We start from the raw sequence: 14,924 nt of genomic DNA on the forward strand, positions 1-14,924 counted from the left end.
ATGTCCGGAGCCGTTTCGGCGCTGTAAGACATCGTCTGCTCCCTTCCTTTCGGCCGTCGGCCGTGATGCGGCCCGTGCTCAGCCCGACCCTCGATTCATCACTCACGGTAACCGGCGGGCTGCGTTCCGGGCAGCCCCCGGAGAGGTGACGAAGATATTCACAGGGCTTCGGATATCCACAGTTTTTCGATGAGATCCCCAAGATTTCCGGTTCGGCCCCACGGTGATTCCTGTCGCGAAGTTCGCGGTCGGCGGGAATCACGAGAGGGCGTGTGCCATGGAGACGTTCAGGCCATCCAGGACCGGGGCGGCGTCGGTGTCGGCTTCGGTGTCGGGCGGACCGGGGGCGCAGGGGGGACCGGAGGCGCCGGGGGCCGACGAGCCGCGCCGCACCGGGCCGCTGATCGTCACCGAGGACCTGGGGCTGCTCGACGACCTCCTCCGGCTGTGCGCCGCGGCCGGAGTCGAGCCCGAGGTGCACCACCGGGTGCCGGAGCGGCGGGCGAGCTGGACCGATCCGCCCCTCGTCCTGGTCGGCGACGACGTCGCGGCCCGCTGCCGGGGAGCGGTGCGCCGCCCCGGGACCGTTCTCGTCGGCCGTGACCACGACGATCCGGCGGTGTGGCGACTGGCCGTCGAGATCGGCGCCGAGGGCGTGCTCAGGCTGCCGGACGCCGAGGCCCTCCTCGTCGACCGGATCGCCGACGCGGCCGAAGGCGTGGGCCGGCAGGCGCTGACCGTCGGCGTCGTCGGCGGGCGCGGGGGCGCCGGCGCCTCCACCCTGGCCTGCGGGCTCGCGCTCGCCGCCGCGCGGACCGGGCGGCGCACCCTGCTCGTCGACGGCGACCCGCTGGGCGGCGGACTCGATGTGCTGCTCGGCGGCGAGCGCGAGGAGGGCAGGCGCTGGCCCGACTTCGCGGCCTCCAAGGGCCGCCTGGCCGGCGGCGCCCTGGAGGAGTCCCTGCCGTCCGTGCGGGGAGTCCGGGTGCTCAGCTGGGGCAGGGAACCCGCGGACGCGGTGCCGCCCGAGGCCGTGCGGTCCGTGCTGGCCGCGGCTCGCCGCCGGGGCGGAGTCGTGGTCGTCGACCTGCCGCGCGGAACCGACGAGGCGACCGCGGAGGCGCAGGCGCAGCTCGACGTCGGACTGCTTGTCGTCCCCGCCGAGTTGAGGGCCGTCGCGGCGGCCCACCGGGTCGCCTCGACGCTCTCCGTGGGCGTGCGCGACCTGCGCGCCGTGGTCCGTGGCCCGTACGCGGCGGGACTCGACGAACGATGGGTCGCCGACGCGCTGAGGCTGCCGCTGGCCGGTGAACTGCCCTACGACCCGGGGATCGTGGAGGACCAGGACGCGGGTGTGCCACCGGGCGCCGAGCCCCGTGGGCCGCTCGGCCGGTTCTGCGACGCGTTCTGGACGCGGGTCCTCGTCTCAGGCGGTGCGGCGTGACCGGGGCGGGAGGCGCCGCCGGCGGCGGCGCGGGGCTGCTCGACGCCGTACGGCAGCGACTCGCGGCCAGCGGCTCCGACCCCACCCCGGCACGGGTGGCGGCCGCGCTGCGGGCCCAGGGAAGGCTGCTCGGCGACGCGGAAGTGCTCGGCGCCGCCGAGGAGTTGCGGTGCGAACTGATCGGCACCGGCCCCCTGGAACCGCTGCTCGCCGACCCCGCCGTCACCGACGTCCTGGTCTCGGCGCCCGACCGGGTGTGGGTGGACCGGGGCGCCGGTCTCGAACGGGCCCCGGTGTCCTTCTCCGACGCCGCCGCCGTACGCAGGCTCGCCCAGCGTCTCGCGGCGGTGGCCGGACGCAGGCTCGACGACGCCCGGCCCTGGGTCGACGCGCGGCTGCCCGACGGCACCCGGATGCACGCCGTGCTGCCGCCGGTGGCGGTCGGCTCGACCTGCCTGTCGCTGCGGGTGGTGCGGCCACGCGCCTTCACCCTGGAGGAGCTCGCGGCGGCGGGCACGGTGCCGCCCGGCGGCGCCCCGATCCTGCGCGCCCTGATCGACGCCCGGGTGTCGTACCTGGTCAGCGGCGGCACGGGGACGGGGAAGACCACGCTGCTCGCCTCCCTGCTGGGCCTGGTGGGGGAGCGGGAGCGGATCGTCCTCGCCGAGGACTCGGCGGAACTGCGGCCGGACCACCCGCATGTCGTGCGTCTTGAGGCACGGCCCGCGAACCAGGAGGGCGCCGGTCTCGTCACCCTGCGGGACCTCGTCCGGCAGGCGCTACGGATGAGGCCCGACCGGCTGGTGGTCGGAGAGGTCAGAGGCCCCGAGGCGGTGGACCTGCTCGCGGCCCTCAATACAGGTCATGAAGGCGGCTCCGGGACTGTCCACGCCAACACCGCGGCGGACGTACCGGCGCGACTCGAGGCCCTGGGGACGGCGGCGGGGCTCGACCGGGCGGCCCTGCACAGCCAGTTGGCAGCCGGTCTGTCGGTCGTGCTGCACCTGGCGCGGGACCGGGGCGGGCGGCGGCGGATCGCCGAGGTGCACGTCCTGGAGCGCGACCGGGACGGTTTCGTGCGGACGGTCCCTGCGCTGCGGTGGGGCGCGTCCGGTTTCGAGCGGGAGCGTGGCTGGGAGCGGCTGGGCTCGCTGATCGGAGCGGGCTCGTGGTGACGACGCAACCGGTGCCGGTCCAGGCCGTGGCCCACGGCGCGGCGGCGCTCTGCGCGGGCCTCGCGCTGTGGTGGGCGGCCGAGCGGCGCCGAGGGGTGAACAGGGCGCGGGCGGTGCTCGTACGCGGCGGGTCCGGCGGCCCCGGTGCTCAAGGAGCCCGTGGTGGCCGGTGGCCGGCCGTGGGCGCGCGGTGGTGGGCCGTGGTGCGCGGACGGCGCGCGTGGCTGTGTCTGCCGGTGGCGGGGCTCGTCGCGGTGCTCGGTGCGTCGCCACTGCCGCTGGTGGCGGGGGCGGTCGCGGTGCCGATGGTGGCGCGGCGGCTGAGGGCGGTCGAGCGCCGGAGGGTACGGGAGGCGAGGGGTGAGCGGGTGGTGGCCTTGTGCGGGGCGGTCGTGGGGGAGTTGAGAGCCGGGTGGCAGCCCGCCCAGGCACTGTCCTTCGCGGCCCGGGAGACGGGAGCGCTGGGCCATGAGGAGGCGGCGGTGCTGGCGGCGGCCCGGTTCGGCGGGGACGTGCCGGACGCGCTGCGGAGGGCGGCGGGCCAGGACGGCGCCGACGGGCTCGCGGGCATGGCGGCCTGCTGGCAGGTGGCCGTGGACGGGGGCGCGGGCCTGGCCGCCGGGCTCGACCGGCTGGAAGCGGCCCTGCGGGAGCACCACGAGCGGCGGGAGCGGCTGCGGGTCGAACTGGCCGGAGCCTGGGCGACGGTGGCGGTTCTCGCGCTGCTCCCGGTGGCGGGTGTCGCCCTCGGCGCGGCTCTGGGCGCCGACCCGCTGTGGGTGCTGCTGCACACACCGGCGGGCCTGGGCTGTCTGGCCGTGGGAGGAGCGCTGGAGGCGGCCGGACTGTGGTGGTCCGCACGGATCGTACGAGGAGGGGAGCGGGCGTGATCGCGGCCTTTCAAGTGGGGGTATTCGTGGTCCTGGCGCTGGTCTGTTGCGCGCAGGCCGCCCGGGAGGTGGTGAACGGCCGGCGGGCGCGTGGAATGCGGCGGCGGGTGAGGAGCCTGTTCCAGGCACCGGCACCGGCACCGGCACAGGCCCCGGCTCCACGAGCCGTGAAGTCCCTTGCCGGGCTGCCCCGGTGGGCGGGGCACTGGCTGGCGCCACTGGCGGGGGTCGGCCTCGGCTGGGCGCTGTTCGGCGGGTTCGGCGGCCTGCTCGCCGGGGTGCTGGTGGCAGCCGGGGTGAGGCGAAGCGAGGCCGGAGGTTCCGCGTCCTCGGTGGTCGACGACGACGAGGAGGCGGCGCGCCATCTCCCGCTGGCAGCGGATCTGTTGGCCGCCTGCGCCTCGGCCGGAGCCGGACCGGGGGAGGCGGCGGAGGCCGTCGGTCGTTCCCTCGGCGGGCCGTTGGGTGAGCGTCTGACCCGTACTGCGGCCGAACTCCGGCTCGGCGGCGAACCGGCCGAGGTGTGGCGGAGGTTCGGCGCGATACCGGGCGCCGGAGGGCTGGCCCGCTGCATGGAGCGGGCCGGTTCCTCGGGTGCGCCGGCGGCGGAGGCCGTCGCCCGGCACGCGGCGGCGCTGCGGTCGGCCCGCGCCCGTACGGCGGAGGCCAGGGCGCGCCGGGCGCAGGTCCTGATCAGCGCGCCCGTGGGGCTCTGCTTCCTGCCCGCCTTCCTGGCGGTGGGGGTGGCCCCCGTGGTGATCGGCCTCGCGACCGGACTCCTGGACGGATGAACGGCGGACACGGCCGGGCATGGCCGAACACAGCCGGACGAGACATGACGAAACGCGACAGGCGACGACGGAACGAGGAGAACGGCATGGCAGGCATGGAAGGCATGGAAGGCATGGCAGGTACGGCAGGCAAGGCGGCGGCACCGGTGTGTGGATGGTGGACGCGGCGGAAGGCGGCGGCGCGCCGGGACGCGGGGATGACCACGTCCGAGTACGCGGTGGGGACGATCGCCGCGGCGGCGTTCGCCGCGGTGCTGTACAAGATCGTGACGAGCGGCGCGGTCTCGGGGGCGCTGGAGTCGGTGATCGGAAAGGCTCTCGATGCGTCGTTCTGACCGGGGCTTCGTGACCGTGGAGGCGGCGATGGTGCTGCCCGTCCTCGCCCTGTTCACGGTGGCGCTGCTCTGGGCGCTGGCGGCGGCCGCCGCGCAGATCCGGTGCGTGGACGCGGCACGGGCCGGAGCGCGGGCCGCGGCCCGCTCCGAGCCGGTGTCCTCCGCCGAGTCGGCCGCGCGGTCCGCCGCGCCCGAGGGGGCCCGGGTGTCGGTGACGCGGGCGGGAGAGCTGTGGCGGGTGACGGTGGAGGCCAGGGCGCCCGGCCCCCGCGGCATGGGGGTCACGCTGCGTGCGGACGCGGCGGCCCTGGCGGAGGACACGGTGGCCGACGGCGGGACGGCCGGGGGTCCCGAGTCCGGAGGCGCGCCGTGACCGGCTCGGCTCCGGGGCGGGGCGGCCGCGGGTCCGACCGGGGTGCGGCGACCGTGTGGGCGGCGTTCGCGGCCTGTGCGCTGTGCGTGGTGTTCGGGGCGGTGCTCATGCTCGGACAGGCGGTGGCGGCCCGGCACCGGGCCGGCGGGGCCGCCGACATGGCGGCCCTGGCCGCCGCGGACCGGGCGCTGTGGGGCGAGGCCGAGGCGTGCGCCGTCGCCGCGCGGGTGGCCGCCGCGCAGAGTACCGAGCTGGTGCGGTGCGCGGTGCGGGGCGAGCGCGCGGAGGTGACCGCCCGGGCGGCGCACGGCCGCTACCGGCCCGAGGTCAGGTCGCGGGCGGGCCCTGGGGGCCCTCCGGGGCAGCGGCCGGGCCAGCGGGAGCCTCCCGGCCTTCCGGGGGCGCCGAGGGCTCCGGGGCCTCCCGGAGGATCTCCGTGAGGAGGCGGACGGCGCCCCTCTTGTGGAGCGGATCGTTGCCGTTGCCGCACTTCGGGGACTGGATGCACGAGGGGCAGCCCGCCTCGCACTCGCAGGAGGCGATGGCCTCCCGGGTGGCGGTCAGCCAGGCGCGGGCCGTGTGGAAGGCGCGCTCGGCGAATCCCGCGCCGCCCGGATGGCCGTCGTACACGAAGACGGTGGGCAGCAGGGTGTCGGGGTGGAGCGGCACGGAGACGCCGCCGATGTCCCAGCGGTCGCAGGTCGCGAACAGCGGCAGCATGCCGATGGAGGCGTGCTCGGCGGCGTGCAGGGCGCCTCCGAGGATCTCCGGGGTGATCCGGGCGGCGTCGAGCTGGTCCTCGGTGACCGTCCACCACACCGCCCGGGTGCGCAGGGTGCGGGGCGGGAGGTCGAGCTTGGTCTCGCCGAGGACCTCGCCCGTGATCAGCCGGCGGCGCAGGAAGGAGACCACCTGGTTGGTGACCTCGACGGAGCCGTAGCAGAGGCGGCCGGCTCCCCACGGGATCTCGGTGTCGGTGTCGAGTACGGCGATCGAGGTGGTGTCGCGGGCGGTGGTGGAGTACGGCGGGACGGCCCCCTCCACGAGGGCCACGGAGTCCTTGAGGTCCAGCTCCCGCACCAGGTAGGTGCGGCCCTGGTGGAGGTGGACGGCGCCCTCGTGGACGGCGGTGTGGGAGGCGGCCTCGTCGACGGTGCCGAGGAGGCGGCCCGTGCCGGCCTCGACGATCCGGACGGGGCTGCCGCCGCCGCCCCGGATGTCGGTGAGGTCGGCGGCCCGCTCGCGGCGGGTCCAGTACCAGCCGGTGGAGCGGCGGCGCAGCAGACCGGCGCCCTCCAGTTGGGGCAGCAGGTCGGGGACGGCCGGGCCGAAGAGGGCCACGTCCGGTTCGGTGAGCGGGAGCTCCGCGGCGGCGGCGCACAGATGGGGGGCGAGCACGTAGGGGTTGTCGGGGTCCAGGACGGTCGATTCGACCGGCTGGTCGAAGATCGCCTCCGGATGGTGGACGAGGAAGGTGTCCAGCGGGTCGTCGCGGGCGATGAGAATCGCGAGGGCGCCCTCGCCCGAGCGGCCGGCGCGGCCCGCCTGCTGCCACAGCGACGCCCGGGTGCCCGGGTAGCCGGCGATCAGGACCGCGTCCAGGCCCGAGACGTCCACGCCCAGCTCCAGGGCGGTCGTGGCGGCCAGGCCGAGGAGCTCGCCGGAGTGCAGGGCCCGCTCCAGGGCGCGGCGCTCCTCGGGCAGATAGCCGCCCCGGTAGGCGGCGACACGCCGGGCGAGGGACCGGTCGGTCTCGGCGAGCCGTTCCTGGGCGATCACCGAGATCAGCTCCGCGCCGCGCCGGGAGCGGACGAAGGCGACCGAGCGGACGCCCTGGCGGGTCAGGTCCGTCAGCAGGTCCGCCGTCTCGGCCGTGGCGGTGCGGCGCACGGGCGCGCCGCGCTCGCCGTGCAGTTCGGTCAGCGGCGGCTCCCACAGCGCGAACACCAGTTCGCCGCGAGGGGAGGCGTCGTCGGAGATCTCGGTGACCTGGAGGCCCGTGAGGCGGCCGGCTGCCACGGCGGGGTCGGCCGAGGTGGCGGAGGCGAGGAGGAAGACCGGCTCGGAGCCGTACCGGGCGCAGATCCGGCGCAGTCGCCGCAGCACCTGGGCGACGTGGGAGCCGAAGACGCCCCGGTAGGTGTGGCACTCGTCGATCACGACGTAGCGCAGGGAGCGCAGGAAGGAGGACCACCTGGGGTGGGACGGGAGGATGCCCCGGTGCAGCATGTCGGGGTTGGTGAGGACGTAGTTCGCGTACTGGCGGACCCACTCGCGTTCCTCGACCGGGGTGTCGCCGTCGTAGACGGCGGGGCGGATCCGGTTGCCGAGCGGGGCGGCCAGCTCCCGTACGGCGCGCCGCTGGTCGGCGGCGAGGGCCTTGGTGGGCGCGAGGTACAGGGCGGTGGTGCCGCGCCCGTTCGCGGCCTCGGAGCCGTCCAGGAGGGTGCTGAGGACCGGGGCGAGGTAGGCGAGCGACTTGCCCGAGGCGGTTCCGGTGGAGATCACGACGGATTCGCCGTCGAGGGCGTGCTCTGCGGCCTGCGCCTGGTGGGCCCAGGGGTGCTCGATCCCGGCCGCCTCGATCGCCGCGATCACCTCCGGGCGGATGCGATGCGGCCAGACGGCATGACGACCCTCCCGGGCGGGCATGTGCTCCGTATGAGTGATGCGCGCGGCCCGGCTCTCGCCCGAGGAGAGCCGGTCGAGGACCATGCCGGGGGAGGGTCGGTTGCCCATGTCTCCGGCGGGACGACGGGGGCGCTGATTCTTGGCCATCGGCACCGAGTGTGTCACTGCCATGACGGACAATGCTTCCAAGGCGTCGTGCATGGCTGCTGGTAAGTGATTGAATGCCATCGCGGCTGACGATCAGTTCCCTGACTCCGTCCGGGAGACCCCGGGGGACGATCGTTCGATAGCAAGGTGCTGGAGGATCCGTGGACCTGTCCCTGTCGACTCGCAATGTGTCCGGCGCTGGTGGTGACCGTACGGTCGTCGAGGTCGGTGGCGAGATTGATGTGTATACCGCGCCCAAGCTGCGCGAGCAGTTGGTCGAGTTGGTGAACGACGGCAGCTACCACCTGGTTGTCGACATGGAGGGCGTGGACTTCCTGGACTCCACGGGCCTCGGTGTGCTCGTCGGTGGCCTGAAGCGCGTCCGCGCGCATGAAGGCTCGCTGCGTCTGGTCTGCAACCAGGAGCGCATTCTCAAGATTTTCCGGATCACGGGTCTCACCAAGGTGTTCCCGATCCACACCTCGGTCGACGAGGCCGTCAACGCCGTCGACTGAGCCCAGGGGGTTCGTATGGCCACCGTTGAACTCCGCTTCAGCGCTCAGCCCGAGCACGTCCGTACGGCCCGCCTGGTGGCGGCCGCGGTGGCGCGCCGGGCCGGCGTGGACGAGGCGGTCCTCGACGAGGTGCGTCTCGCCGTGGGTGAGGCCTGTTCCCGTGCGGTCGGGCTGCATCGCAGCAACGGCGTCGCGACCCCCATCAGGGTCGTGCTGACCGAGGAGGAGAAGATCTTCTCCATCGCGGTCGGCGACGAGGTGCCGGGCGCGGGGGTGGCGGCGGCCGACGCCGCCGGTGTCCCCGGCGCGCGGTCCGCGGCTCCGGCCGAGGACTTCGACGACGCCGACGGTGAGGACGAGATGGGCCTCGCGGTGATCCGCGGGCTCGTCGACGACGTCGAGGTGAGTGCCGGTGAGTTCGGCGGCACGATCCGGATGAGCTGGCCGGTGAGTTCGGCGGACGTTCTGTCCTGACCCGTAGGCGTGTACCTGTAGAGGGAGAGGCCCCGCATCGCGGGGCCTCTCCCTTTTCCCCGGCCGTCCGGCTTTCCCTGGCCGTGCGGCCCCTGGCAGTCCGGCGCCCCGGGCCGTGCGGCGACCGGGGCCGTGCGGCGACCGGGGCCGTGCGGCGTGGTGATTGGTGCATCCGCGCGGGTGGGCCTACGGCATCCCCGTATGTCCCGGTGTGTCTCCCTATGATCCGTCCCCATGTACCCCACTTCTCTCGCCGCGGCGGTGCTCACGAGCGGGAACCGGACGATCGTGATCGTCGTCGGCGCCATCGCCCTCGCCGCGCTGGTCGTCGCCCGGCTCCTCGCCCGACAGGTGCTCGCCGCCGGTGAGGGCACCGAGAAGATGAGGGAGATCGCCGCGGCCGTGCAGGAGGGGGCCAACGCCTACCTCGCGCGGCAGCTGCGGACCCTCGCCGTCTTCGCGGCCGCCGTGTTCTTCCTGCTGATGCTGCTGCCCGCCGACAACTGGTCGCAGCGCGCCGGACGTTCCCTGTTCTTCCTGGTCGGGGCGCTCTTCTCGGCGGTCACCGGCTACATCGGCATGCGGCTCGCCGTACGGGCCAACGTGCGGGTCGCCGCGGCGGCCAGGGAGGCCACGCCGGCGGAGGGCGAGCCGGCGAAGAGCCTGACCGAGGTCGCCCACCGGGCCATGCGGATCGCGTTCCGCACCGGCGGGGTCGTCGGCATGTGCACGGTGGGCCTCGGGCTGCTCGGGGCGGCCTGTGTCGTCCTCGTCTACGCCGCCGACGCGCCCAAGGTCCTGGAGGGATTCGGGCTCGGTGCCGCGCTCATCGCCATGTTCATGAGGGTGGGTGGCGGGATCTTCACCAAGGCCGCCGACGTCGGCGCCGACCTGGTCGGCAAGGTCGAGCAGGGCATCCCGGAGGACGACCCGCGCAACGCGGCCACCATCGCCGACAACGTGGGCGACAACGTCGGCGACTGCGCGGGCATGGCGGCCGACCTCTTCGAGTCGTACGCCGTGACCCTGGTCGCCGCGCTCATCCTCGGCAAGGCGGCCTTCGGCGACCACGGCCTCGCGTTCCCGCTGATCGTGCCGGCGATCGGCGTGGTCACCGCGGTGATCGGTATCTTCGCGGTCTCCCCGCGGCGAGCCGACCGGGGCGGGATGACCGCGATCAACCGCGGGTTCCTGGTCTCGGCGGTGATCTCGCTCGCCGGCGTCGCCGTCGCCGCCTTCGTGTACCTCCCGTCCTCGTACGCCGAACTGCAGGGCGTCACCGAGCCGGGCATCCGGGACCACGCCGGCGATCCCCGCGTCCTCGCGCTGGTCGCCGTCGCCCTCGGCATCGTCCTCGCCGCCCTGATCCAGCAGCTCACCGGCTACTTCACGGAGACGAGCCGGCGGCCGGTCAGGGACATCGGAAAGTCCTCGCTCACCGGCCCCGCGACCGTCGTCCTCGCGGGCGTGGCCCTCGGCATGGAGTCCGCCGTCTACACGGCCCTCCTGATCGGCCTCACCGTGTACGGGGCGTTCCTGCTCGGCGGCTCCTCGATCATGCTGGCGCTGTTCGCGGTGGCGCTCGCCGGAACGGGGCTGCTGACCACCGTCGGGGTGATCGTCGCCATGGACACCTTCGGCCCGGTCGCCGACAACGCCCAGGGCATCGCGGAGATGTCGGGGGACGTCCAGGGCGCCGGGGCCCAGGTCCTCACCGACCTGGACGCCGTCGGCAACACGACCAAGGCGATCACCAAGGGCATCGCCATCGCCACCGCCGTCCTGGCGGCCGCGGCGCTCTTCGGCTCGTACCGGGACGCCATCGCGACCTCGGTCGCGGAGGTCGGCGCGAGGGCGGACGCGGTGACGCTCTCGATGGACATCTCGCAGCCCAACAACCTCTTCGGTCTGATCCTCGGCGCGGCGGTCGTCTTCCTCTTCTCGGGGCTCGCGATCAACGCGGTGTCCCGCTCGGCGGGATCGGTGGTGTACGAGGTGCGGCGGCAGTTCCGCGAGCACCCCGGGATCATGAACTACACCGAGAAACCGGAGTACGGACGGGTCGTCGACATCTGCACCAAGGACGCGCTGCGCGAACTCGCCACGCCCGGGCTGCTCGCCGTGATGGCCCCGATCGCGGTCGGCTTCGCGTTGGGGGTCGGCCCGCTCGGCGCGTACCTGGCGGGGGCGATCGGTACGGGCGCGCTGATGGCGGTCTTCCTCGCCAACTCCGGTGGCGCCTGGGACAACGCGAAGAAGCTGGTCGAGGACGGCAACCACGGCGGCAAGGGCAGCGAGGCGCATGAGGCGACCGTCATCGGGGACACGGTCGGCGACCCGTTCAAGGACACGGCCGGCCCGGCGATCAACCCGCTCCTGAAGGTGATGAACCTGGTGGCGCTGCTCATCGCCCCGGCGGTCGTACGGTTCGGCTACGGCGGCGATGCCAGCGCCGGACTGCGGGCGGCGGTCGCGGGGATCGCGCTCTTCGTCGTCATCGGAGCCGTACGCGTCTCCAAGAGGCGCTCGGTGACCGTGTCCTGACGTGTCGTCCGTCTCATTCCCGGATGTTTACGGGGCTGATGTGACGTCTCTCCCTTGGTTCAAAAGGCTGCAATCCGGGTCGAATCAGTCGTACGAAAGGTGGAAGTAGCCCGTTCGGCGTGTATGTTCCGGGGCCGAGAGCCTTGGAAGGGACCGAACCGGTGAACAAGAAGCTTGCGGCCGTACTGTCCGGCGGCGCGGTGCTCGTACTCGCGCTGTCCGGTTGCAGCGAAGACGAGGGCGACAAGGTGGGTGACTGGGCGAAGACGTTCTGCGACCAGGCGAAGCCCCAGATCCAGAAGCGGGCCGACGCCCACCAGATCATCATCTCGACGGCCGCCGACAGCAAGCCCGCCGAGATCCAGGCCGCCGACTCGAAGGCGTTCCAGGACATCGCCAACGCCGACCGTGCGCTCGCCAAGGCCGTCGAGAGCGCCGGGGTCCCGCCCGTCGAGAACGGCCAGAAGATCCAGCAGGACGCGATCAGGGAGCTCAACGCCACCGCGGTGGCGTACGAGGGGCTCAAGAAGCAGGTCGACGCGCTGGACCCGACGAACCAGCAGAAGTTCGCGGACGGCCTCCAGAGCGTCGCCGACGGCCTGACCAAGATCGAGAAGATGGACCAGGACGCCCTGTCCAAGCTGGAGGAGGGTGAACTGGGCCAGGCGATGGCGAAGCAGCCCGGCTGCCAGAAGCCCACCGCCTCGGTCCCGCCGAAGACCTCCGGCTCCGCCTCGCCGCAGCCCGGCTCCACCTCCTCGGCGGACTCGGACTCGGACAAGGGATCGGACGCGGAGCCCACGGGCAAGGCCTCCACGAAGCCGAGCACGAAGCCGAGCGCGAAGACCTCGGGCACGAAGACCGAGGAGTAGGCCCCGGCTTTCCCGGACCGTCGCCCGCCGTGGCCGGGTCGGGCGCCCGGATGTCGGTGGCGGCGGTCACAATGGAGCGGTGAGTACGACCAGCCTGCCTCCCCGCCTTCCGGTGCCCGCGCACGCCGCCCGTCTGCGCGAGGCCCTGCTCGCCGCCGACTTCACCGCCGACGGCCTGCTCGACCTGCTCGGCGCCCCGGCCTACGCGGCGCTCGCGCGCAGCGAGACCGTGCCCGCCCTGCGGGCCACCCGCGGCGACTCCCCGCTGGAGAGCCTCGTCCGGCTCTTCCTGCTCCAGGAGGCCGTCGCGCACGACCGGGCCGCCGCCGCGCTCCCGCTCGCCGAGGCCCTCGCCGACGGCTGGGTGGTCCGCGAGGGCGACACCGTGTCCGCGACGGTCGACGTCCGGCCGTACGGCGGGCCTGACGGCGAGGACTGGTTCATCGTCTCCGACCTGGGCTGCGCCGTCGGCGGCGCCGGGGGCATCGGCAAGAAGGCCGAGGGCGTCGTCCTCGGCGTCGGCGGCGCCTCCACCACCCTCGCCGGCATCACCGTCCGTGCGCCGGTGGCCTCCGCGCTCGACCTGGGCACCGGCTCCGGCATCCAGGCGCTGCACGCCGCCCAGCACGCCACCCTGGTCACCGCGACCGACCTCAACCCGCGCGCCCTGGACTTCACCCGCCTGACGCTCGCCCTGTCCGGGGCCCGGGAGGCCGAGCTGCTCACGGGCTCGCTCTTCGAGCCGGTCGACGGGGACACGTACGACCTGATCGTCTCCAACCCGCCGTTCGTGATCTCGCCCGGCGCCCGGCTCACCTACCGGGACGGCGGGATGGGCGGCGACGACCTGTGCCGCACGCTCGTCCAGCAGGCGGGCGAGCGGCTCAACGACGGCGGATACGCCCAGTTCCTCGCCAACTGGCAGCACGTCGAGGGCGAGGAATGGCAGGACCGGCTGCGGTCCTGGGTGCCCGCGGGCTGCGACGCCTGGATCGTGCAGCGCGAGGTCCAGGACATCACCCAGTACGCGGAGCTGTGGCTGCGGGACAGCGGTGACCACCGCGGCGACCCGGAGGCCTACCGGCTGGCGTACGAGCGCTGGCTCGACGAGTTCGAGTCCCGCAAGACGCGCGCGGTGGGCTTCGGCTGGATCACGATCCGGCGGAACGCGGCGGTGGCGTCCGGCGAGGTCGAGCCGTCGATCGTCATCGAGGAGTGGCCGCACCCCGTCGAGCAGCCCCTCGGCCCCACCGTCCGCGCCCACTTCGAGCGCCAGGACTACCTGCGCGGACACGACGACGCCGCCCTGCTCGCCGACCGGTTCACCCTCGCGCCCGAGGTGGTGCAGGAGCAGGTCGGGCTTCCGGGCGCCGAGGACCCCGAGCACGTCGTGCTCCGGCAGAACCGGGGCATGCGCCGCGCCACCAGGGTCGACCACGTCGGCGCCGGTTTCGCCGGGGTGTGCGACGGCACCCTCAGCGCGGGCCGCATCCTCGACGCGATCGGGCAGCTCATGGGGGAGGACCCGGTCATACTGCGGGACCGCACCCCGCAGGCGATCCGGCTGCTCGTCGAGGAGGGATTCCTGCTGCCCGTCGGAGCCGGGACGTCCGGGGAGGACGGCGGGCAGTACGGCGAGGCGAGCGGCGCTTGATACGGATCGAGCTGGACGAGGCCTCGCTCGGGGCGACCCGGATCGCGATCAGCCCGCTGCGGGACGCGTTCTGCTCGATGCACCTCGCGCTGCCGCACCGGCACCCCTCCTGGCCGTACCAGGAGTGGGTCGGTCAGGCGCGCGAGGTGTGGCGCGAGGACGACCGGCTCCGCCCGCTGTGGGACCTGTTCGTCGAGGGGCGGCGCGAGGTCTCCGACTTCCTGCTGCCCCGGCCGTTCGGCACGGTCAACGTCCACGAGGAGCTGGCCGCGCTGCGGGCCACCGACCCTGAGTTCGTCCGCGCCCAGGTCGACGTCTGCTATCCCGGCATGTCCGACGAGCCCTTCGTGCAGCCCTACCTGAAGGACCCGGAGGCGGCCTGCGCGGCGCTCGCCGACGCGTACGCGGCCTACTGGGAGGGCGCGATCGAGCCGTACTGGCCGACGATGCGGCGGCTCGTCGAGGACGAAGTGCTCGTCCGGGCGCGGACGTTCGCGACGGAGGGCGTCGACGCGCTGTTCGCGGGCCTGGAGACGCGGGGGCGGTGGCAGCCCCCCGTACTCGAACTGACCAAGTACATCGACGCGGAGTACGCGCCCGGAGAGCGGCGTCTCGTGCTCGTGCCGCTGGTCTTCGCGGAGGGCTGCCGGCTGTACTCGACGGACGACCCCGAGGCCTTCGCGCTCAGCTTCCAGGCCCGAGGCGCCGCCGCCCTGCGCGAACCGCCCGAGCCCGTCGCCGAGGACCGGCTCGGCCTGATGCTCGGCCGGGGGCGCGCGGCGGTCCTGCGCGAGCTGGGCGGGCCGCTCACCACGGCGGGGCTCGCCGACCGGCTCGGCCTCGCGCCGAGCACCGTCTCGGAGCACCTTTCGGTGCTCTCGGAGGCCGCCATCGTCACCCGGCACCGCGTCGGACGCTCGGTGTACTACCAGCTCACGGACACGGGCCGGTCGCTGCTCGCGCTGCTCACAGGGGAGGGCGTGCTGCGCGCGGTCGCCTGAGACCCGCCGGGCCGGAACGACGATTCGGGTGCTCCCGAATCGATGGCCCGGCCTCTCCGCGGGCTCCTACCGTCCACC

14 protein-coding genes are annotated in these 14,924 nt (G+C 74.1%); 13 read left to right on the forward strand and 1 reads right to left on the reverse strand.

The window, feature by feature from the left end:
- Positions 1 to 277: 277 nt before the first annotated feature.
- The 7 genes from ssd (at position 278) to ACIA8N_RS31640 (ending at position 5,448) form a co-directional block, all read left to right on the forward strand.
- Positions 278 to 1,444, forward strand: a complete 1,167-nt coding sequence (gene ssd / locus ACIA8N_RS31610) for a septum site-determining protein Ssd (protein ID WP_365781945.1) — start codon at positions 278 to 280, stop codon at positions 1,442 to 1,444.
- A complete protein-coding gene (locus ACIA8N_RS31615) occupies positions 1,441 to 2,619 on the forward strand; it encodes a TadA family conjugal transfer-associated ATPase (protein ID WP_365781947.1) in 1,179 nt (392 codons plus the stop codon). Before ssd ends, ACIA8N_RS31615 begins: the two co-directional genes overlap by 4 nt.
- Positions 2,613 to 3,509 carry a type II secretion system F family protein gene (locus ACIA8N_RS31620; RefSeq protein WP_399416846.1) on the forward strand — a complete coding sequence of 299 codons (897 nt, stop codon included), beginning with the start codon at positions 2,613 to 2,615 and terminating at the stop codon, positions 3,507 to 3,509. The genes ACIA8N_RS31615 and ACIA8N_RS31620 overlap by 7 nt, the downstream gene beginning before the upstream one ends.
- On the forward strand, positions 3,509 to 4,300 hold the full coding sequence (locus tag ACIA8N_RS31625; protein ID WP_365782035.1) for a type II secretion system F family protein: 792 nt from the start codon (positions 3,509 to 3,511) through the stop codon (positions 4,298 to 4,300). The genes ACIA8N_RS31620 and ACIA8N_RS31625 overlap by 1 nt, the downstream gene beginning before the upstream one ends.
- A 197-nt stretch (positions 4,301 to 4,497) precedes the next feature.
- Positions 4,498 to 4,635: a DUF4244 domain-containing protein gene (locus ACIA8N_RS31630; protein WP_245685074.1), complete on the forward strand. Its 138-nt coding sequence runs from the start codon at positions 4,498 to 4,500 to the stop codon at positions 4,633 to 4,635.
- Positions 4,622 to 5,008: a TadE family type IV pilus minor pilin gene (locus ACIA8N_RS31635; RefSeq protein ID WP_365781949.1), complete on the forward strand. Its 387-nt coding sequence runs from the start codon at positions 4,622 to 4,624 to the stop codon at positions 5,006 to 5,008. Before ACIA8N_RS31630 ends, ACIA8N_RS31635 begins: the two co-directional genes overlap by 14 nt.
- Positions 5,009 to 5,097: 89 nt before the next feature.
- The gene (locus tag ACIA8N_RS31640; RefSeq protein WP_399416850.1) at positions 5,098 to 5,448 is read left to right on the forward strand and encodes an Rv3654c family TadE-like protein; all 351 of its coding nucleotides are present in this window, start codon (positions 5,098 to 5,100) and stop codon (positions 5,446 to 5,448) included.
- Here ACIA8N_RS31640 and ACIA8N_RS31645 read toward each other — a convergent pair.
- The gene (locus ACIA8N_RS31645) at positions 5,336 to 7,867 is read right to left on the reverse strand and encodes a DEAD/DEAH box helicase (protein ID WP_365781951.1); all 2,532 of its coding nucleotides are present in this window, start codon (positions 7,865 to 7,867) and stop codon (positions 5,336 to 5,338) included. The genes ACIA8N_RS31640 and ACIA8N_RS31645 overlap by 113 nt on opposite strands.
- 80 nt (positions 7,868 to 7,947) lie before the next feature.
- Between ACIA8N_RS31645 and ACIA8N_RS31650 the strand changes: the two genes are divergently transcribed.
- From ACIA8N_RS31650 to ACIA8N_RS31675, 6 genes are all read left to right on the forward strand, one after another.
- A complete protein-coding gene (locus ACIA8N_RS31650; protein ID WP_015034520.1) occupies positions 7,948 to 8,301 on the forward strand; it encodes an STAS domain-containing protein in 354 nt (117 codons plus the stop codon).
- A gap of 15 nt (positions 8,302 to 8,316) precedes the next feature.
- Entirely contained in the window at positions 8,317 to 8,775 is a 459-nt protein-coding gene (locus tag ACIA8N_RS31655) for an ATP-binding protein (RefSeq protein WP_365781953.1), read from the forward strand.
- Between the two features lie 234 nt (positions 8,776 to 9,009).
- On the forward strand, positions 9,010 to 11,319 hold the full coding sequence (locus ACIA8N_RS31660; RefSeq protein ID WP_365781955.1) for a sodium-translocating pyrophosphatase: 2,310 nt from the start codon (positions 9,010 to 9,012) through the stop codon (positions 11,317 to 11,319).
- Positions 11,320 to 11,480: 161 nt separating this feature from the next.
- The gene (locus ACIA8N_RS31665; RefSeq protein WP_365781957.1) at positions 11,481 to 12,191 is read left to right on the forward strand and encodes a small secreted protein; all 711 of its coding nucleotides are present in this window, start codon (positions 11,481 to 11,483) and stop codon (positions 12,189 to 12,191) included.
- Between the two features lie 79 nt (positions 12,192 to 12,270).
- Positions 12,271 to 13,845, forward strand: a complete 1,575-nt coding sequence (locus tag ACIA8N_RS31670) for a class I SAM-dependent methyltransferase (RefSeq protein WP_365781959.1) — start codon at positions 12,271 to 12,273, stop codon at positions 13,843 to 13,845.
- Positions 13,842 to 14,846 (forward strand): helix-turn-helix domain-containing protein, encoded by a 1,005-nt coding sequence (locus ACIA8N_RS31675; protein WP_365781961.1) that lies wholly within the window; start codon positions 13,842 to 13,844, stop codon positions 14,844 to 14,846. The genes ACIA8N_RS31670 and ACIA8N_RS31675 overlap by 4 nt, the downstream gene beginning before the upstream one ends.
- Positions 14,847 to 14,924: the final 78 nt, after the last annotated feature.

It is taken from the genome of Streptomyces sp. NPDC051822, assembly GCF_044452745.1.
Taxonomy (GTDB): Bacteria; Actinomycetota; Actinomycetes; order Streptomycetales; family Streptomycetaceae; genus Streptomyces.